This window comes from Streptomyces sp. NBC_00247 (genome assembly GCF_036188265.1).
Lineage (GTDB): Bacteria > Actinomycetota > Actinomycetes > Streptomycetales > Streptomycetaceae > Streptomyces.
This window is the reverse complement of the sequence record NZ_CP108093.1, coordinates 4,386,679-4,405,591: the sequence shown is the minus strand read 5'-3', so window position 1 is coordinate 4,405,591 and position 18,913 is coordinate 4,386,679. Positions and strand designations below refer to the sequence as shown.

Annotated in this window: 14 protein-coding genes; 6 read left to right on the top strand and 8 right to left on the bottom strand. The window is 71.3% G+C overall.

What is annotated here, in order from left to right; translation table 11 throughout:
- Nucleotides 1-13: 13 nt before the first annotated feature.
- Nucleotides 14-631: a TetR/AcrR family transcriptional regulator gene (locus OHT52_RS19055; protein WP_328721395.1), complete on the bottom strand. Its 618-nt coding sequence runs from the start codon at nt 629-631 to the stop codon at nt 14-16.
- Between the two features lie 195 nt (nt 632-826).
- Between OHT52_RS19055 and OHT52_RS19050 the strand changes: the two genes are divergently transcribed.
- Together OHT52_RS19050 and OHT52_RS19045 are read left to right on the top strand one after the other, a co-directional pair.
- Nucleotides 827-1,774 carry an ABC transporter permease gene (locus OHT52_RS19050; protein WP_328721394.1) on the top strand — a complete coding sequence of 316 codons (948 nt, stop codon included), beginning with the start codon at nt 827-829 and terminating at the stop codon, nt 1,772-1,774.
- On the top strand, nt 1,767-2,543 hold the full coding sequence (locus OHT52_RS19045) for an ABC transporter ATP-binding protein (RefSeq protein ID WP_328721393.1): 777 nt from the start codon (nt 1,767-1,769) through the stop codon (nt 2,541-2,543). Before OHT52_RS19050 ends, OHT52_RS19045 begins: the two co-directional genes overlap by 8 nt.
- A gap of 64 nt (nt 2,544-2,607) precedes the next feature.
- Here the strand turns inward: OHT52_RS19045 and OHT52_RS19040 are convergent, their stop codons facing one another.
- The gene (locus tag OHT52_RS19040; RefSeq protein WP_328721392.1) at nt 2,608-7,614 is read right to left on the bottom strand and encodes an NAD-glutamate dehydrogenase; all 5,007 of its coding nucleotides are present in this window, start codon (nt 7,612-7,614) and stop codon (nt 2,608-2,610) included.
- A 455-nt stretch (nt 7,615-8,069) separates the two neighbouring features.
- On the opposite strand from OHT52_RS19040, the gene OHT52_RS19035 reads away from it, so the two are divergent.
- On the top strand, nt 8,070-8,636 hold the full coding sequence (locus OHT52_RS19035; RefSeq protein ID WP_328721391.1) for a DJ-1/PfpI family protein: 567 nt from the start codon (nt 8,070-8,072) through the stop codon (nt 8,634-8,636).
- A gap of 106 nt (nt 8,637-8,742) precedes the next feature.
- On the opposite strand, the gene OHT52_RS19030 is transcribed toward OHT52_RS19035, so the two are convergent.
- Complete coding sequence (locus OHT52_RS19030; RefSeq protein ID WP_328721390.1) at nt 8,743-9,414, bottom strand: HAD family hydrolase; 672 nt, start codon at nt 9,412-9,414, stop codon at nt 8,743-8,745.
- An 81-nt stretch (nt 9,415-9,495) separates the two neighbouring features.
- A complete protein-coding gene (locus OHT52_RS19025; RefSeq protein WP_328721389.1) occupies nt 9,496-10,002 on the bottom strand; it encodes a DUF6912 family protein in 507 nt (168 codons plus the stop codon).
- A gap of 272 nt (nt 10,003-10,274) precedes the next feature.
- On the opposite strand from OHT52_RS19025, the gene OHT52_RS19020 reads away from it, so the two are divergent.
- Nucleotides 10,275-10,772 carry an Rv3235 family protein gene (locus OHT52_RS19020; RefSeq protein ID WP_328721388.1) on the top strand — a complete coding sequence of 166 codons (498 nt, stop codon included), beginning with the start codon at nt 10,275-10,277 and terminating at the stop codon, nt 10,770-10,772.
- Nucleotides 10,773-11,010: 238 nt separating this feature from the next.
- Here the strand turns inward: OHT52_RS19020 and secA are convergent, their stop codons facing one another.
- Nucleotides 11,011-13,827 carry a preprotein translocase subunit SecA gene (gene secA, locus OHT52_RS19015; protein WP_328721387.1) on the bottom strand — a complete coding sequence of 939 codons (2,817 nt, stop codon included), beginning with the start codon at nt 13,825-13,827 and terminating at the stop codon, nt 11,011-11,013.
- 239 nt (nt 13,828-14,066) lie between these two features.
- On the opposite strand from secA, the gene OHT52_RS31520 reads away from it, so the two are divergent.
- Both OHT52_RS31520 and OHT52_RS19005 read left to right on the top strand, forming a co-directional pair.
- The gene (locus tag OHT52_RS31520) at nt 14,067-14,837 is read left to right on the top strand and encodes a GNAT family N-acetyltransferase (RefSeq protein WP_443046610.1); all 771 of its coding nucleotides are present in this window, start codon (nt 14,067-14,069) and stop codon (nt 14,835-14,837) included.
- Between the two features lie 151 nt (nt 14,838-14,988).
- Entirely contained in the window at nt 14,989-16,185 is a 1,197-nt protein-coding gene (locus tag OHT52_RS19005; RefSeq protein WP_328721386.1) for a winged helix-turn-helix domain-containing protein, read from the top strand.
- Nucleotides 16,186-16,239: 54 nt separating this feature from the next.
- Here OHT52_RS19005 and OHT52_RS19000 read toward each other — a convergent pair whose 3' ends face one another.
- The 3 genes from OHT52_RS19000 to OHT52_RS18990 form a co-directional block, all read right to left on the bottom strand.
- Nucleotides 16,240-16,995 (bottom strand): response regulator transcription factor, encoded by a 756-nt coding sequence (locus tag OHT52_RS19000; protein WP_328721385.1) that lies wholly within the window; start codon nt 16,993-16,995, stop codon nt 16,240-16,242.
- Between the two features lie 183 nt (nt 16,996-17,178).
- Nucleotides 17,179-17,868: a ribosome hibernation-promoting factor, HPF/YfiA family gene (gene hpf, locus OHT52_RS18995; RefSeq protein WP_328721384.1), complete on the bottom strand. Its 690-nt coding sequence runs from the start codon at nt 17,866-17,868 to the stop codon at nt 17,179-17,181.
- Between the two features lie 328 nt (nt 17,869-18,196).
- Nucleotides 18,197-18,913 carry a ComF family protein gene (locus OHT52_RS18990; protein ID WP_328721383.1) on the bottom strand — a complete coding sequence of 239 codons (717 nt, stop codon included), beginning with the start codon at nt 18,911-18,913 and terminating at the stop codon, nt 18,197-18,199.

Here is an 18,913-nt window from a genome sequence, read left to right as displayed (position 1 = left end):
CGGTGACCCGCCGTCAGGCGGAGTCCGGGTGCTTGAGCGCCGCCACCGTGGAGGCCGCCAGGTCGTCCAGGTACCCCTTCGGCAGGCCGCCGCGGACCACCACGAGCCGCCAGTACAGCGGCCCGACGATCAGGTCCAGCGCACGGTCGGGGTCGCTGCCCTCCGGCAGCTCGCCCCGGGCCACCGCCGCCCTGACGACGACGGCCGCGACACCCTGCTGCGGGTCGAGGAGCGCCGCCTTGATCGTGTCGGCGATCTCCGGGTTCCGGGCCGCCTCCACGAGCAGGTCCGGGATCACCTGGGAGGCGACGGGGTGGCGCAGCGCGTACGAGGCGAGTTGGAGGACCGCCCGTACGTCCTCGTACAGCGAGCCGGTGTCGGGGATCGGCATGCCCTGTTCGGCGACGGCCGCCACCAGGTCGAGCACCAGGTGCAGTTTGGACTTCCAGCGCCGGTAGACCGCGGTCTTGCCGACGCCCGCGCGGCGCGCGATGCCCTCCATGGACATCCGGGCGAAGCCCACCGCGGCCAGCTCCTCGAAGACGGCGCCGCGGATCGCGTCGGTCACGTCTTCGCGCAGCACGGCGGCGCCCGCCGGGGTGCGGCGCCGGGGTCCGGGTTCGGTGCTCATGCCTTAAAGGATATCCGTAACGACGAAACGGTTGCGTCCCGACGCACATACGATTTACGCTCAGCGTGGCGACGAAACGGTCCCGTCCTATCGTTGTTCAGGGGTTGTCCCGCAGTTCAACGCCTGTTTCCCGCCCGCAGCGCCTGTTCTGTTCCACCCTTCAACGCCTGTTCCCAGCCTCCGTCGAAAGCGATCGTGGTGAGCCAGACAGCAGCTCCGCCGACCCCAGGGCCGGCCGAAACCGATCCCGCCGCACTCGCCCCGGTCTACGCACCGGGCGAGCTGGCGGCGCTCGCCGCCCGCCACGGCCTCACCGTCAGCGGCGCCCGCCCCTCCCTCGCGTCGTACATCGCTCAGCTCTGGGGGCGTCGGCACTTCATCGTGGCGTTCGCCACGGCCAAGCTGACGGCGCAGTACAGCCAGGCGAAGCTCGGCCAGATCTGGCAGATCATGACGCCGCTGCTCAACGCCGCGGTGTACTACTTCATCTTCGGCATCCTGATGAACACCAAGCACGGGGTCGCCGACTTCGTGCCGTTCCTCGTCACGGGTGTCTTCATCTGGACCTTCACCTCCAGCTCGATCACGGCGGGCACCCGCGCGATCAGCGGCAACATCGGGCTGGTGCGGGCCCTGCACTTCCCGCGCGCCTCGCTGCCGGTCGCGCTCGCCCTGCAGCAGCTCCAGCAGCTGCTGTTCTCGCTCGGCGCGCTCGTGCTGATCCTGCTCGTCTTCGGGCAGTACCCCGGCCCGGCCTGGCTGCTCGCGATTCCCGCCCTCACTCTCCAGGCGCTGTTCAACACCGGCGTCTCGATGTTCGTGGCGCGGATCACCGCGAAGACCCCGGACGTCGCGCAGCTCATGCCGTTCCTGCTGCGCACCTGGATGTACGCGTCCGGCGTGATGTGGAGCCTCGACTCCCTCCTCACCGCGGACCGGGTCCCGCACTGGGTCGTCGTCGCGCTGGACTGCAACCCGGCGGCCGTCTACATCGACCTGATGCGGTTCGCCCTGATCGACAGTTTCACCGGCGATCAGCTGCCTCCGCACGTATGGGCGGTGGCCACGGCGTGGGCACTGCTCTGTGCCGTCGGCGGCTTCGTGTTCTTCTGGAAGGCCGAAGAGAGGTACGGACGTGGCTGACACGACCGCGGAGCGGGAGCCCACCGTCGTCGTCGACGACGTGCACATCACCTACAAGGTCAACGGCGCCAAGGGCGGCCGGGGCAGTGCGACCTCGGCGCTCAGCCGGATCATCACCCGCCGCCAGAGCCCGGGCGTGCGCGAGGTGCACGCCGTCAAGGGCGTCAGCTTCGCCGCGTACAAGGGCGAGGCGATCGGCCTCATCGGCTCGAACGGCTCCGGCAAGTCCACTCTGCTCAAGGCCATCGCCGGGCTGCTCCCGGCGACGAAGGGCAAGGTCCACACGCAGGGCCAGCCCTCGCTGCTCGGCGTGAACGCGGCGCTGATGAGCGACCTCACCGGCGAGCGGAACGTCGTACTGGGCGGGCTGGCGATGGGCATGTCCCGCCAGGAGATCCGCGAGCGGTACGACTCCATCGTCTCCTTCTCCGGCATCAACGAGAAGGGCGACTTCATCACCCTGCCGATGCGGACGTACTCCTCCGGCATGGGCGCCCGGCTGCGGTTCTCCATCGCGGCGGCCAAGAGCCACGACGTGCTGCTGATCGACGAGGCGCTCTCCACCGGTGACGCCAAGTTCCAGAACCGGAGCAAGGACCGGATCAAGGAACTCCGCAAGGAGGCCGGCACGGTCTTCCTGGTCAGCCACAGCAACAAGTCGATCCTGGAGACCTGCGACCGGGCGATCTGGCTGGAGGCGGGCGTCCTGCGGATGGACGGCCCGGCGAAGGACGTCGTCGCCGCGTACGAGCGGTTCACCAAGAAGTAGTCCCCGCGCGGGGGCGTACGAAGGGGGGCTCCGGGCTTACGGCCCGGAGCCCCCCTTCACCGCGTCAGGCGTGCGTGCGCAGCAGCGTCCGCATCGTCCGCATCGCGACCGACAGGTTCGCCAGGTCGAAGGCGTCGGAGCTCTGGATCTCCTCCAGGGTCGAGCGCGACCGGGAGAGGATCGCCGCGTTCTTCTCCTCCCACGCCTTGAACCGCTCCTCCGGCGTGGCGCCGTCGGCCCCGACGGCCAGCACGTCGGCGGTGAGCGCCGCGTGGGCCGCGTACAGGTCCTCACGGATGGAGGCGCGGGCCATGGACTGCCAGCGGTCGGCGCGCGGCAGCTCGATGATCCGGTCCATCAGCGCGGTGATCCGCAGCCGGTCGGCGAGGTCGTAGTAGACCTCGGCGACGGCCAGCGGCTCCTTGCCCGTACGGTCCGCGATGGCCACGATGTCGAGTGCCGGGAAGGCCGAGGAGAACCCGGCGACCCGCTGGGCCAGCTCCTCGGGCACGTCCGCCTCGGTGAGCTCGTCCAGGATCTGCTGGTACCACTCCTGGTCGGTGCCCCGCAGCAGCTTGGGCATCGCGGCCCACACCTCGGCGACCCGGTCCTCGAAGAAGGCGACGGTGGCCTCGATGTCCACCGGCTGCGGGCGGTTGCCCAGCAGCCAGCGGGTGCCGCGCTCCACCAGGCGGCGGGAGTGCAGCCGGATACGGGTCTGCACCCCGGCGTCGACCTGGTTGTCGAGTGCCTCGACGGCGTCCCAGACCTGGCTCAGGCCGAAGATCTCGCGGGCCGCGGCCTGCGCCCGCACGATCTCCTCCACCGAGGCGCCGGTCTCCTCGCGGAAGCGGTGCAGGAAGGTGGAACCGCCGGTGTTCACCGTGTCGTTGACCAGCACCGTGGTGATGATCTCGCGGCGCAGCGCGTGGCCGTCGATCGACTCGGGGAAGCGTTCGCGCAGCTGCTTCGGGAAGTAGGCGTGCGCGAGGCGCTGGAGGTACGGGTCGTCCGGGAGGCTGGTGCGGATCAGCTCGTCGGCGGCCGTGATCTTGGTGTAGGCGAGGAGTACGGCGAGTTCCGGCTGGCTGAGCCCCTTGCCCGCGGTGAGGAGTTCGCGGATCTGCCGGTCGGCGGGGAGGAATTCCAGCGCGCGGTCCAGCCCGCCCGAGGACTCCAGCCGGCGCATCGAGCGCTGGTGGGCGTGGAGCAGGTCGGTGGCCTGGGCGGTGGCGTTGGTGAGCGCGACGTTCTGCGCGTAGTTGTTGCGCAGCACGAGCGAGCCGACCTCGTCGGTCATCTCGGCGAGCAGCTTGTTGCGCTGCTTGACGGTCATGTCGCCGTCCCGGACCAGCCCGTTGAGCAGGATCTTGATGTTCACCTCGTGGTCGGAGGTGTCCACGCCGGCGCTGTTGTCGATCGCGTCGGTGTTGATCTTGCCGCCGGACCGGGCGAACTCGATGCGGCCGAGCTGGGTGGCGCCGAGGTTGCCGCCCTCGCCGACGACCTTGGCCCGCAGTTCCTGGCCGTTGACCCGGATCGCGTCGTTGGCCTTGTCGCCGACGTCGGCGTCGGTCTCGGCGGAGGACTTGACGTAGGTGCCGATGCCGCCGTTCCACAGCAGGTCGACGGGCGCCCTCAGGATGGCCTTCATCAGGTCGGCGGGGGTCATCTTGGTGATGCCCGCCTCGATGCCGAGGGCCTCGCGGACGTGCGCGTTGACCGGGATGGACTTCGCGGAACGGGGGTGGACGCCGCCGCCCGCCGAGAGCAGTCCGGTCTCGTAGTCGGCCCATGAGCTGCGGGGCAGCTCGAAGAGCCGGCGCCGCTCGGCGTAGGAGACGGCGGCGTCCGGGGTCGGGTCGAGGAAGATGTGCCGGTGGTCGAAGGCCGCGACCAGCCGGATGTTCTCGGAGAGCAGCATGCCGTTGCCGAACACGTCGCCGGACATGTCGCCGACGCCGACGACGGTGAAGTCCTCGGTCTGGGTGTCGTGGCCCAGCGCGCGGAAGTGCCGCTTGACGGACTCCCAGGCGCCGCGCGCGGTGATGCCCATGCCCTTGTGGTCGTACCCGGCCGAACCGCCGGAGGCGAAGGCGTCGCCGAGCCAGAAGTTGTACGCGACGGCGACCTCGTTGGCGATGTCGGAGAAGCTCGCGGTGCCCTTGTCGGCGGCGACCACGAGGTAGGTGTCGTCCTCGTCGTGGCGGACCACGTCGACGGGCGGCACCGTCTCGCCGGCCACCAGGTTGTCGGTGATGTCGAGCAGCGCCGAGACGAAGACGCGGTACGCGGCGATGCCCTCCGCGAGCCAGGCGTCCCGGTCCAGCGCCGGGTCCGGGAGCTGCTTGGCGACGAACCCGCCCTTGGCGCCCACCGGCACGATCACGGTGTTCTTCACCATCTGCGCCTTGACCAGGCCGAGGACCTCGGTACGGAAGTCCTCGCGCCGGTCGGACCAGCGCAGTCCGCCGCGGGCGACCTTGCCGAAGCGCAGGTGGACGCCCTCGACGCGGGGCGAGTACACCCAGATCTCGAAGGCGGGGCGCGGGGCCGGCAGGTCGGGGATGGCCTGGGGGTCGAACTTCATCGAGACGTAGCCGTGCGGCTCGCCGTCGTCGGCGCGCTGGAAGAAGTTGGTCCGCAGGGTCGCCTTGATGACGGTGAGGAAGGAGCGCAGGATGCGGTCCTCGTCGAGCGAGGCCACCTGGTCCAGCGCGCCGTCGAGCTCTTCGAGCAGTCCGTCGGTCAGCTCGCGCCCGGCGTTCTGGCGGGCGGGCGACATCCGGGCCTCGAAGAGGGAGACGAGCAGCCGGGTGGTGTGGACGTTGTCGCGGAGGGTGTCCTCCATGTAGTCCTGGCTGAAGGTCGAACCCGCCTGGCGCAGGTACTTCGCGTAGGCGCGGAGCACCATCGCCTGCCGCCAGTCGAGTCCGGCGCGTAGCACGAGGGAGTTGAAGCCGTCGTTCTCGGCGGCGCCGGTCCAGACGGCGGCGAAGGCCTGCTGGAAGCGTTCGCGGGCGTCGTCGGCGAGGTGGTCGCCGTTGCCCGTGGGCATCCGCAGCCCGAAGTCGTAGATCCAGCCGGTCGTCCGGTCCGCGCAGCGCAGCTCGTACGGGCGCTCGTCGACGACCTCCACGCCCAGGCGCTGGAGCGCCGGGAGAACGGCGGAGAGCGAGACGGGCTCGCCGGTCCGGTAGATCTTGAAGCGGCGCTCGCCGGGCAGTGCGCCGACCGGCTCGTACAGGCTGAGCGCGAAGTCCTTCTCGCCCGCCTTGAGCGCTTCGAGGTGGACCAGGTCGGCCACGGCGGCGCGCGGCGAGTGGTCGGCCTTGTAGCCCTCGGGGAAGGAACGGGCGTAGCGGCGCAGCAGTTCGGCGGCGCGCTCCTCGCCGCATTCGGCGTTCAGGGCCTCCTGGAAGCCGTCTGCCCAGGAGCGGGCGGCCTCGACGAGACGTGCCTCGATGTGGTCGGTGTCGGCGTCGGTCAGGTGCGGCAGTTCGGTGCCGGGGGCGACCCGGACGACGAAGTGCAGCCGGGACAGGATCGACTCGGTGTTCCAGGCGGTGAAGTCGACGCTGGTGCCGCCGAGTTCTTCCTTGAGGATGTCGATCAGCCTCAGCCGCACGCCGGTGGTGTAGCGGTCGCGCGGCAGGTAGACGAGGGCGGAGTAGTAGCGGCCGTACTCGTCCTGGCGCAGGTAGAGCCTCAGCCGGCGGCGTTCCTGGAGGTAGAGCACCGAGGTGACGATCGAGCGGAGCTGATCGGTCGGCGTCTGGAACATGTCGTCGCGCGGGTAGGTCTCCAGGATCTGGAGCAGGTCGCGGCCGTCGTGGCTGTTGTCCGAGAAGCCCGCGCCCTCCAGCACCTCGGCGACCTTGCGGCGGACGACCGGGACCCGGCGCACCGACTCGGTGTAGGCGGCGGACGAGAAGAGGCCGAGGAAGCGGCGCTCGCCGACGACGTTGCCCTCGGCGTCGAACTTCTTCACGCCGACGTAGTCGAGGTAGCTCGGGCGGTGGACCGTGGAGCGGCTGTTGGCCTTGGTCAGGATGAGCAGCTTGTGCTCGCGGGCCTTGGCGCGGGCGTCGGCGGGCAGCCGGTCGAAGGAGGGGCTGACGGGGTGCGCCTCGTCCTCGTGGTGCTTCGGGTCGGAGCGCAGGATGCCGAGACCGGTGCCGGGCACGGCGGCCAGCGAGTCGCCGTTCTTCAGCGAGTACTCGCGGTATCCGAGGAAGGTGAAGTGGTCGGCGGCGAGCCAGCGCAGCAGCTCGCCGGCCTCCTCGATCTCCTCGGCGGGGAGGTCGTCGGTGGGCTCGTCGCCCAGGCCGTCCGCGATGCGCAGCGCGGCGGCGCGCATCTTGTCCCAGTCCTCGACGGTCTCCCGTACGTCGGACAGGACGCGCAGCAGGTCGGCGGTGATCGCCTTGAGGTCCTCGCGGTCGGTCTCGCGGTCGGTCTCCACGTGGATCCAGGACTCGACGAGGACGTCGTGCGGGAGTGCCGCCCCGGCGGTGCCGGCGTCCTCGCGGCCCTTGCTCCGGGGGACCCGGGGGACGCCGGATCCGCCGGTCAGGACCTCCAGCAGCTTGCCGGTGACGTCGCGGCGCACCAGGACCTGAGGGTGGATGACCAGGTGGATGCCCCGGTTCTGGCGGGACAGTTCGTTGGTGACGGAGTCGACGAGGAACGGCATGTCGTCGGTGACGACCTCGACCACGGAGTGGCTGGAGGTCCAGCCGTTCTCCTCCACGGTCGGGGTGTGCACCCGGACGTTGGCCGTGCCCTGGGGGCGGTTCTCGGCCAGCCGGTAGTGCGAGGCGGCGGCACCGAAGACGTCCACCGGGTCCCGGCCGCTCAGGTCCTCCGGGGCGGTGTGCAAGTAGTAGCGCTGGAGGTAGGAGAGGAGCATGTCCCGGCCGGACCGCTCGTCCCCGTCCGTGCCGGCCGTGGCGACGCGCACCCGGGGGGTACCCCCCGGGCCGCCGGCACCACCGCCCGGGCTGTTGTCAGCTACCTCGGCGGCCCGTGCGAGCAGCTCGGCCTTGGCTTCGTCCAGCTTGGTCTGCATGTCCTCTGGCTCCTGTCGCGCGCCATTGCGTGACGTAGGTGAGAAAAGCGGCACAACGCCACGACGCGGGGTATCCGGTCGTAGTCGACGCTATGCCGCGATGAGAGATACCCGGGACCAAATCGGCGATATTCAGCCGTGGGTCGGGGTGACGGCGATCACGGAAGGCCCGGGTGCGGGTGCACTCCGGGACCGGGCCGGGGGCGTCAATGCCCCCGAGGCGTATCGCGCTGATCACGAGCACAAGGCTATCTCGCCCCGACGGGTGGCCGTCATGAACCGTATGTGTACAAACGGAGACCTTCGTTTTGGACAGTTCGTACAGCGATGGGCCCGCTCGCGGAGAAGGCGCGCCCTCTTGGCGTACGCCCCCGGCCGGTGCAGGCTGGTCCCCGCCGCACACGGCCCGGCGCGCGCCCGCACCCGGCCGACCCACGAACCCTGGGGGCCCACTCATGGCACCGAAGATCCTGCTCGTCACCGGCGACGCGGCCGAGTCGCTGGAGGTCCTCTACCCGTACCAGCGCCTGCGCGAGGAGGGGTACGAGGTCGACATCGCCGCCCCCGAACGCAAGACCCTCCGCTTCGTGGTCCACGATTTCGAGCCCGGCTTCGACACCTACACCGAGAAGCCCGGCTACACCTGGCCGGCCGACCTCGCGTTCTCCGAGGTGGTGCCCGGCGACTACGCCGCCCTGGTGATCCCCGGCGGCCGGGCACCGGAGTACCTCCGCAACAACGCCGACCTGAAGGCGATCGTCGCCGCCTTCTTCGAGGACGCCCGGCCGGTCGCGCAGATCTGCCACGGCCCGCTGATCACCGCCGCGACGGGCAGCCTCGACGGGCGCGAGGTGACTGCCTATCCGGCGCTGGAACCGGACATGCGGACGGCGGGGGCCGCCTTCCAGGACGCGGAGGCGGTGGTCGACGGCACCCTCGTCTCCTCACGCGCCTGGCCGGACCACTCGGCGTGGATGCGCGAGTTCCTCAAGGTGCTGCGCGCGAAGGCACCGGTCGCCTGAGACACCCGCCCGGTTCCGACGCCGCCCGGTGCCGGGCGGCCTCGGGTCCGGACAGCCTCGAACGGGGGCCGCCTCGGTCGCGGGCGCGGCCTCGGACCGGGGCGCCTCAGAGCGCCATGGCCTCCGCCAGCGCCACCGCTTCGGCCAGGCTGTCCACGACCGGCACCCCGGCCGCCTCCAGGGCGGCCCGGTCGTGCGAGCCCCCGGTGAAGAGCACCACCCGGGCGCCGACGTGCGCGGCGGCCACGGCGTCGTCCACCGCGTCCCCGATGACCACCGCGTGCTCCGGGGCGACCGTGCCGAGCGCGGCGAAGTGACGCTCCATGTGGAGCGCCTTGCTGCCGCCCGAGGGCCCGGTGCGCCCGTCGACCCGGACGAAGTGCTCCTCGATGCCGTACCCGCGCACGGTGGGGATCAGCTGCTCGTGGCCGTGCATGCTCAGCAGCGACTGGCTGCGGCCGTCCCGCCGCCAGCCCGCGAGCAGCTCGGCGGCGCCGTCGGTGAGGAGGCAGGCCGCACGGAGTTCGGCGTAGGCGTCGTGGAAGACGACGTCCATCCGCTGCCATTCGGCGTCGTTCGGTGTCCGGCCCAGCAGCCGCTCGTAGAAGAGCGGTATGGGCACGCAGTACGTCGAGCGGTACCGCTCGACCGTGATCGGCGCGAGCCCCACCTCGGCGAAGGCCGAATTGGTCGCCCCGACGACGGCGTGGATGTCGTCGAGCAGCGTGCCGTTCCAGTCCCAGACCAGGTGTGTGCGGTTCTCGCCGTGCTTCGCCATGGGAAAGACCGTACTCGGCGGGTCCGACAACCGGGAGGGCCGCCCGTGACCGGTCCGGGGCGACCCTCGGCCGCCCGGCCCTCAGCCGAGCAGCTGCGGGATCTCCTGCACGCCGAACCAGAGGAGCTCGTGGTCCTCCGCGCCGTCCACGGTGAACCGCGCGTCGTCGTCGCCGTGGTCGGCGGCGCCCAGGGCGGCGGCGGCGGCCGTCACGTCCTTCTCGGCGTCGTCGGAGTCCACGTGCACCGCCGCCGCCTTGGCGAGCGGCACGGCCGAGGCGAGGCGCACCTCGCCGACCGAGTCGGGGTCCAGGCCCCCGTCGGGGTCGCCGAGGGCGTCGCCGTCCGGTACGTCGAACGCGACGACGACCCGGCGGCGCGGCTCCTCGGGCAGGGCGGCGATCAGCCGGAGCGAGGCGGCGGCGGCCCGGCTGAGCGCCGCGTACTCCAGCTCCTCGATGTCGTCGGAGACGTACCACTCGCGCAGCCCGGGGGTCACGGCGTAGGCGGTCAGCGGTCCGGGGCCCAACTCGCCCGCCCCGTGCGCCGCGGCGAGACCGGAGAGGGTCAGGGGGACGTACACGCGCATGGCTTGGCCGCTTTCGTAGTCGACAGACGCCCTCAGGATACGTCGGCGGTCCCCCTTCGGGGCGTGCCGGGCGCCCACTCCCGGACGGCCCCCGGGGCTCGGCCGTCAGCGCGCTCCTCGGGCGCCCGGCCGCTCCCTCACCCGGATAGGTGATCCGTGCCGTACGTCCCGGACGGCTCCGGCGTTCCTTGCGGCCCCGTCGCGACTCCCCGTAGAAGAGGCGCAACGCAACGTCGCCGCCCGCTGTGAACGGGCGGCCTCACACGGGGGCGATGACCATGAGCACGGACCGGACCAGGACCTTACGCGCGGACCGCCGCACTCGTCCCGAACAGCGCGGCACCTCCCGCCCGGCGGGCGGCAGGCCCGCGGGCCGCCGCGACCAGCGCCGGCCCGGCACCGTCCCGGCGCGGCGCGGCCCGCTCCCGGCGCGGGGGCCGGTGCGCCCGCACCACTGGTTCGCGGAACGGCTGCTCGCCGTGCTCAGCGGGCGCCGCCCGGTCCACTGGATGCTCGGCCACACGGTGGGCGAGGCGTACGACCAGCTCGCCGAGCTGGCCCCCGGCGCCCCGCTGCGCGCCGTCTGGGGCGACAGCCCCGTACTGCGCGGGTGCTACGGCGCGCAGCCCGCGACCGGCGTGGTCGAGGCGTTCGCGAGCATCTGGGGCGGCGGCCGGGTGCACGCCATGGCGTTCCGGCTGGAGCAGGGCGCCGATCTGCGCTGGCGCTGCGCGGCGGTGGAACTCGGTGGCGAGCGCCTGCCGGCCTGAGTCCGGTGCGCGGGAAGGGCACGACGGCGGGCGCGACGGCAGGGGACGGCCCGACCCGGCACGCGCCACAGGTGGGGCACGACCGCCCGACCGGCCCCGACCCGGTACACGCCGCGGGCCCGACGGCCCGCGGCCCGCGCGGCGGCGAGGGCGGGGACGGAAAGACGGCGGGGCCGGGAGCTCCGTGGAGATCCCGGCCCCGCCGGTGCGTACCGCAGCCGTCCCCGGCTGCCGCCGACTACTTCTTGCGGCGACGCCCGCCGCCGCCCGCGCTCTTCTGCGCCTTGCGGCGCTCGGCGCGGGTCAGGCCGTCACCCTCGGGGGCGCTGTCGGCGAACTCGCCCTCCACGACGCCGCCTTCGCCGTCCACCGTGGGGGCGGAGAAGTGCAGGCGGTCGGGGCGCTGCGGGGCTTCGAGACCCTTGGCGCGGATCTCCGGCCGGGCGGCGGGTGCGACAGCGGCACCTTCCTTGGCGAGCGAGGGCTGCTCGGCGTCGTCCTTGACCGGGACTTCCTCGACCTGCTGCTCGACCTGGACCTCAAGGTTGAAGAGGTAGCCGACCGACTCCTCCTTGATGCCCTCCATCATGGCGTTGAACATGTCGAACCCTTCGCGCTGGTACTCGACCAGCGGGTCCTTCTGCGCCATGGCACGGAGGCCGATGCCCTCCTGGAGGTAGTCCATCTCGTAGAGGTGCTCGCGCCACTTGCGGTCGAGGACCGAGAGGACCACGCGGCGCTCCAGCTCGCGCATGATCTCGGAACCGAGGGAGTTCTCGCGCTCCTCGTACTGCGCGTGGATGTCGTCCTTGACGGACTCGGCGATGAAGTCCGCCGTGACACCGGCGAGGTCGCCGGCCGCTTCCTCCAGCTCCTCCACGGTGACCTTCACCGGGTAGAGCTGCTTGAAGGCGCCCCACAGCCGGTCGAGGTCCCACTCCTCAGCGAAGCCCTCGGCGGTCTCCTGGCGGATGTAGTCGTCGATCGTGTCGTCCATGAAGTGACGGATCTGGTCCTGGAGGTCCTCGCCCTCCAGGACGCGACGACGCTCGCCGTAGATGACCTCGCGCTGACGGTTGAGCACCTCGTCGTACTTCAGGACGTTCTTACGCGTCTCGAAGTTCTGCTGCTCGACCTGGGACTGCGCGGAGGCGATGGCGCGGGTGACCATCTTGTTCTCGATCGGCACGTCGTCGGGGACGTTCGCCATCGACATCACGCGCTCCACCATCTGCGCCTTGAACAGGCGCATCAGGTCGTCGCCCAGCGAGAGGTAGAAGCGGGACTCGCCCGGGTCTCCCTGACGGCCGGAACGACCGCGCAGCTGGTTGTCGATACGGCGCGACTCGTGGCGCTCGGTGCCCAGGACGTACAGCCCGCCGAGGTCCTTGACCTCCTCGAACTCCGCCTTCACCGCGAGTTCGGCCTTCTCCAGCGCGGCGGGCAGGGCGGCGGCCCACTCCTCGACGTGCTCGACCGGGTCGAGGCCGCGCTGGCGCAGCTCCGCCTCGGCGAGGTCGTCGGGGTTGCCGCCGAGCTTGATGTCGGTGCCTCGGCCGGCCATGTTCGTCGCGACGGTGACGGCACCCTTGCGGCCGGCCTGGGCGACGATGGTCGCCTCACGGTCGTGCTGCTTGGCGTTGAGCACCTCGTGCTGGACACCGCGCTTGGAGAGCTGCTGCGAGAGGTACTCGGACTTCTCGACCGAGGTGGTGCCGACCAGGATCGGCTGCCCCTTCTCGTGCTTCTCCGCGATGTCGTCGACGACGGCGGCGAACTTGGCCACCTCGGTGCGGTAGATCAGGTCGGACTGGTCGAGGCGGACCATCGGCCGGTTCGTCGGGATCGGCACGACGCCCAGCTTGTAGATCTGGTGGAACTCGGCGGCCTCGGTCATGGCCGTACCGGTCATGCCGGAGAGCTTGCTGTAGAGGCGGAAGAAGTTCTGCAGGGTGATCGTGGCGAGGGTCTGGTTCTCGTCCTTGATGTCCACCCCTTCCTTCGCCTCGATCGCCTGGTGCATGCCCTCGTTGTAGCGGCGCCCGGCGAGGATACGGCCGGTGTGCTCGTCGACGATCATGACTTCGCCGTCGATGACGACGTAGTCCTTGTCCTTCTTGAAGAGTTCCTTCGCCTTGATGGCGTTGTTGAGGTACCCGACGAGAGGCGTGTTGACGGACTCGTAGAGGTTGTCGATCCCGAGCCAGTCCTCGACCTTGGCGACGCCGGGCTCGTGGATGGCCACGGTCCGCTTCTTCTCGTCGACCTCGTAGTCGCCGGTCTCCTCGATGCCCTTGAGCTGGTTGCCCGCCTCGCCCTTGGTGAGCCGGGTGACCAACTTGGCGAAGTCGCCGTACCACTTGGTGGCCTGGTCGGCCGGACCCGAGATGATCAGCGGGGTACGCGCCTCGTCGACGAGGATCGAGTCGACCTCGTCGACCACCGCGAAGTTGTGGCCGCGCTGCACGAGTTCCTCCTGCGACCACGCCATGTTGTCGCGGAGGTAGTCGAAGCCGAACTCGTTGTTCGTGCCGTACGTGATGTCGCAGGCGTACTGCTCGCGGCGCTGCGCCGGGGTCATGTTCGCGACGATGCACCCGACGGTGAGACCGAGGAACTTGTGGACCCGGCCCATCAGCTCGGAGTCGCGCTCGGCCAGGTAGTCGTTGACCGTGATCAGGTGGACGCCCTTGCCGGAGATCGCGTTGAGGTACGTGGGCAGGGTGCCGACGAGGGTCTTGCCCTCACCGGTCTTCATCTCGGCGACGTACCCGAGGTGCAGGGCGGCGCCGCCCATCATCTGGACGTCGTAGTGGCGCTGTCCGAGGACGCGCTTGGCGGCCTCACGGACGGTGGCGAACGCCTCGGGGAGCAGGTCGTCCAGGCTCTCGCCGTCCGCGTACCGGGTCTTGTACTCGTCGGTGAGCGCCCGCAGCTCGGCGTCGGAGAGGTTGACGAAGTCCTCTTCGATGGAGCTGACCTGGTCCGCGATGCGGTGCAGTTTGCGCAGGATCTTGCCTTCGCCTGCACGCATGAGCTTGTTGAAGACGGACACTGAGGCTGGTCTCCTTGCCGGTCGGGCCTGGCACTGGGTCGTTTGACGGACTCTGGCGCGGGCACGGCAGGTGGGCCCCACCGCAACGGCCATCGTAAGCGAGGACACCGCCGCGCCGGGAGGGCTGCCCCTGGGTGGACCTCACCGCGCCTTCCAGGACAACGGCCGAAGGGCCTGGAAGGTGCCGGGAAGCCCGGAAAGTGCTCCCGGACCGGCCCCGCGGTCACCAGAATGCGGCCATGGAGCCGACCACCCTCACCTCCCTTCGCCTGCTGCTCCGTCCCTTCACCCCCGGGGACACGGACGCGGTGCACCTCGCCTGCCAGGACCCCGAGATCCTCCGCTGGACGGAGATCCCGTCGCCGTACCTGCGCTCCGACGCGGAACTCTTCGCGGGCACCATCGCCCCGGCGGGCTGGCGGGACGATTCCGGCTACCACTTCGCGGTGGTGGAGCGGTCCGGCGCGCTGGCGGGCGCCCTCGGCCTCGTCCCCCGCCCGTCCCCCGGCACGTACGAGGTCGGCTTCTGGCTGGCCCGCGAGCACCGCGGACAGGGGTACGGAACGGAGGGGGTGGTCCGCCTGGCGCGCTGGGCGTTCTCCGTGCTGGGGGCGGTCCGGCTGGAGTGGTGGGCCGAGGCGGGCAACGTGGCGTCCCGGGCGGTCGCCCTGCGCGCCGGGTTCCGGCTGGAGGACGCGACCGCCCACGCGGCCGCCGCCCTCGGACCCGTCGGCCCCGCTTCCGGCGGCGACGGCGACGACGGTACGACCGCCGGGGGCGGCGACGGCGGGTCCGAGGGCGGCGACGACGGTACGACCGCCGGGGGCGGCGCGCCCCGCGCCCTCTGGAGCGCGTCGCTCTTCCCGGCGGACCTGGGGCTCCCCGCGTCCGGCCCCGGGCGCATCCCCTCGGGCCTCGGCCTGCGGCTCGTCGGGACCGGGCTGCCCGACCCGGAGGCCCATCTGCCGGGGTCCGCCGCGTACCTGCCGTCCCGGGGGCGGACCGGCTGAAGCGCTTCGGACCGGGACGGGCCGGTCCGGGTAGCGTCCCGTGCCCTGTCCGAGGGGGCGTCCCGGGCCCGGGACGGGCGCGCCCCTCACCCGCTCGGACACCCGTTCGTTTCCCCCGGTCGCTGTCGGTGCCGCCCCTTAAGGTGCCTCCATGACGCCCGAGCCGCCCGTGCAGCCCCCCGTGGTCGAACTCTCCGCCGATCAGGCCCGCCGGATCGCGCTGCGCGCCCAGGGATTCCTGGGAGCGCCCGACCGCCGCGCCGGAGTGCCCGGGGTGCTGCGTCACCTCGGAGCCGTCCAGCTCGACACCATCTCGGTGCTGGCACGGTCCCACGAGCTCGTTCCCTACGCCCGGCTCGGCGGGATCGGCCGCAAGGCGGTGGAGGAGGCGTACTGGTCGGGTGGCCGCGCCTTCGAGTACTGGTCGCACGCCGCGTGCGTGCTGCCGGTCGAGGAGTGGCCGCACTTCGCCTTCCGCCGCCGGGCCTACCGGAACCGCCCGCAGTGGCACCACGAGCTGCCCGCCGGCACGTACGACACCGTGATCGCGCAGCTGCGCGCCGAGGGCCCGCTCACCGCGACGCAGCTCGGCGGTGCGAAGAACGGCGGCGAGTGGTGGGACTGGTCCGCGACCAAGGTGGCGGTCGAGCGCGCCCTGATGTACGGCGAGGTGGTCTGCACCGAGCGCCGGGGCTGGAAGCGCGTCTACGACCTCGCCGAGCGGGCGATCCCGGACCGCTTCCTGCACGACGACCTGACCGACGAGGAGTGCCGGCGCCGGCTGGTCGCGCTGGCGGGCCGTTCGCTCGGGGTCGGTACGCGTTCCGATCTCGCGGACTACCACCGGCTGAAGGCCGAGCACTTCGACACCGCGGTCGCCGCCTCCGGTCTCGTACCGGTGACGGTGGAGGGCTGGGGAAAGCCCGCCTGGGCCGATCCGGAAGCGCTGACCGCCGAACCGCGCGGACGCCACCGCACGACGCTGCTGTCGCCGTTCGACTCCCTGATCTGGGAACGCGCGCGCACCGAGCGGATCTTCGGGTTCACCCACCGCCTGGAGGCGTACACCCCGAAGCCCAAGCGACTGCACGGCTACTTCGCCATGCCCCTGCTCGCCGGCGGGCGGCTCCAGGGCCGCGTCGACCCGGCCCGCGAGGGCACCACGCTGGTCGCCCGTCAGGTGTCCCTGGCGAGCCCCAAGGCGGTGGCGCCGATGGCCGAGGCGCTCGTGGAGGCGGCCTCCTGGGTCGGCTGCACGGACGTGCGGCTGGAGCGGGTCGACACCCCCGGGCTGCGGGAGCCGCTGGCCGCGGCGGTCGGGGTGGCGGTCTCCGCCGCCCGCCGGTGACGGGACACCGAAGGGCTGCCCCGGGTCGGCGCTCCCGAGGGACAGCCCCAGGGTTCACCGGATCTCCAGGATCTTCTCCCGCATGGCATAGACCACGGCTTCCATCCGGGAGTGGAGCTGGAGCTTCTCCAGGATATTGCGCACGTGGTTCTTGACCGTGTTCTCGGAAATGAACAACTGCTTGGCGATGTCGCGGTTGTTCCTGCCGGTGGCCACGAGTTTCAGGACTTCGAGTTCACGGTCGGTGAGCCGGGGCGCCGGAAGAAGTCGCCGGTCGTCGGTGCGCTGGATCATCGATTTGAACTCGGTGAGGAGTTTCGACGCCATCGACGGGCTGATCTGGGACTGCCCGTCGGCGACCGCCCGGATCGCGGTGGACACCTCGTCGGTGGAGATCTCCTTGAGCAGATATCCGGTGGCGCCGGCTTTGATCGCGTCGTAGAGGTCGGCCTCCTCGTCGCTGATCGTCAGCATGATGATCTTCGCGCTGGGGGCCACCTCCTTGATGGCGGTGCACGCCTCGATGCCGCCGCGCTTGGGCATCCGCACGTCCATCAGCACGATGTCGGGCAGCAGGTCGGCCGCCTTGTCGACCGCCTCAGCGCCGTCCCCCGCCTCACCGACGACCTGGATGTCCTCCTCCTGCTGAAGCACGATCTCCAGTCCTCTGCGGAAGAGCGCGTGGTCGTCCACCACCAGGACCCTGATGGGTTCCTTGCGGGGCGAGGCGTCCTCGTCCGCGCCGGCTCGGGTACGGGCAGCTTCTCCGGAAACATTCGTGTCGCGCACGGGCCCGAAGGTGTCCGCCATCGTTCCTCCCCCTGAAGGCCACGGCCTGAAATCACACACGGTCGCCAACGGCACTGCACCGCATACCGATTGGCTCGGGGGACCATGCTTTCATGCCCGGCCGCCGGAGCGGGGGTCCCGTGGTCGCACGCCGGTGCCCCCGGGGGCGCGTACGCACTCCAGGGGCACCGCGAAGACGGATCGTCAGCCGCCGAGCGCACCGCCCGCGCCACCGGCTTCGTCGGAGGCGAGAGGGTCGGTCCTCAGGTGGATGACGCCGTAGTCGTAGGCGTGCCGCCGGTAGACGACGCTGGGCTCCTTGGTCTCCGCGTCGACGAACAAGTAGAAGTCGTGGCCTACCAGTTCCATCTCGTAGAGCGCCTGGTCGAGCAGCATCGGGGCCGCCACGTGCGTCTTCTCGCGCATCACCAGCGGACCGTCGCCCTGTACCTCCAGCGAACCGATCCTCGTGGTGGGCACCTCTTCGGCCAGCTGTTCGTTGACCAGCTCGCCGTCCTCGTCGAACGCGGCCGTGCCCGGCACCACGTCGGCGACCTCGGCGGCCGACAGACGGCCGTTGCCGCGGCGGCTGTAGCGCTTGTCGTGCTGCTTGCGCAGCCGCGCCTCCAGCTTGCCGGTGGCCAGGTCCAGCGCCGCGTACGCGTCGCCCGCGGCCGCTTCGGCCCGGATGACCGGGCCCCGCGAGCGGAGCGTGATCTCCACCCGGTCGGAACGGTCGGCCTGACGGGGATTCGGCTCCTTGGACACCTCCACGTCGAGGCTGATGACCTTGCCATCAAACTTCTGGATCTTGTCCAGCTTCAGCTTCTCGGCCACGTGCTTGCGGAACCGCTCGGGCACCTCGGTCTTGCGGCCCTTGACGACGATGTCCACGCAGAACTCCGTTCCCGGATCGCTCCGCAACGGTGGCGGAGCGCCTCCCTTTTGCACCAGGCTCCAGCGCTTTCCGGAGCCTTGGACTCGGTGACCTTCCACCTCCTCCTGCCCACCGGCGGGTTCACCATCCCGCCGATCTTCTGACAGCTGAACTCCGGATGCGGGCCTGCCCGAAACCCGGTGGTGCATTCGTCGAGGCCTGGGATTCACCATTCCTCACCACCGAACATAGCGTGCCCACCGCCTTCTCGGCACCCGCTACTCACGCGTACCTCCGTTCAGGTCCCTTTGCCCCTCCACCACCTGCGGAGATCAAACTTTTCTGTCAGTTCCGGTTTATTTCGAATGCAGAGGGAGAAGCTGCGACCACCGCTGCCCGGAGGTGCCGGTACGCCCCCGTCCGGGGCAGGGCCGGCCCGACCGCACGGGCCGCCTCCGCCAGCGTCGCCCCCGTCGTCATCAGGTCGTCCACCAGCACCACCCGGCCGTCCGCGAGGAGCCGTTCGGAGCCGGGAACCGCCTCCAGCGCGCCCGCGAGATTGGCCCGCCGCTGGGCCGCCCGGAGCCCCGCCTGGTCGGCTACCCGGCGCCGCTGCCGGAGGACGGGAAGGACCCGCGCCGGGGTGCCCGACCGCCGCAGCGCGGCGCTCGCCGCCAGGGCGATCCGGCGCACCGGATCGTGCCCGCGCGCGGCGGTGGCCCGGCGGGCCGAGGGTACGGGCACGAGCAGCAGGGGACCGCCTTCCCCGGACCGCGCCTGCCCGGCCCGTACGGCGGCCGCGAGCGCGCCGCCGAGGGGCCTCGCGAGGGTCAGGGCGCCGCGCTCCTTGTGTGCCAGCAGAAGCGCGCGCACGGCGTTCTCGTACGGGGCACCGGCGTGCACCGCCGGCAGGCCGGGCGGCTCGGGCGAGGGCCGCACCCGGCGCGGCTCCCCGCCCAGCGCGTCGCCGCACCCCGCGCACAGCTCCGTACGCGGCCTGCCGCAGCCTCCGCAGGCCACCGGCAGCACCAGTCCGGCGAACTCCCGCCACCACTCCCGCAC

Excerpts from the sequence above, each read along its gene's own strand:
- OHT52_RS19055 (WP_328721395.1), bottom strand. The coding sequence starts at position 631 with ATGAGCACCGAACCCGGACCCCGGCGCCGCACCCCGGCGGGCGCCGCC.
- OHT52_RS19040 (WP_328721392.1), bottom strand. The coding sequence starts at position 7,614 with ATGCAGACCAAGCTGGACGAAGCCAAGGCCGAGCTGCTCGCACGGGCC.
- OHT52_RS19035 (WP_328721391.1), top strand. The coding sequence starts at position 8,070 with ATGGCACCGAAGATCCTGCTCGTCACCGGCGACGCGGCCGAGTCGCTG.
- OHT52_RS19030 (WP_328721390.1), bottom strand. The coding sequence starts at position 9,414 with ATGGCGAAGCACGGCGAGAACCGCACACACCTGGTCTGGGACTGGAAC.
- OHT52_RS19025 (WP_328721389.1), bottom strand. The coding sequence starts at position 10,002 with ATGCGCGTGTACGTCCCCCTGACCCTCTCCGGTCTCGCCGCGGCGCAC.
- OHT52_RS19020 (WP_328721388.1), top strand. The coding sequence starts at position 10,275 with ATGACCATGAGCACGGACCGGACCAGGACCTTACGCGCGGACCGCCGC.
- OHT52_RS31520 (WP_443046610.1), top strand. The coding sequence starts at position 14,067 with ATGGAGCCGACCACCCTCACCTCCCTTCGCCTGCTGCTCCGTCCCTTC.
- OHT52_RS19005 (WP_328721386.1), top strand. The coding sequence starts at position 14,989 with ATGACGCCCGAGCCGCCCGTGCAGCCCCCCGTGGTCGAACTCTCCGCC.
- OHT52_RS19000 (WP_328721385.1), bottom strand. The coding sequence starts at position 16,995 with ATGGCGGACACCTTCGGGCCCGTGCGCGACACGAATGTTTCCGGAGAA.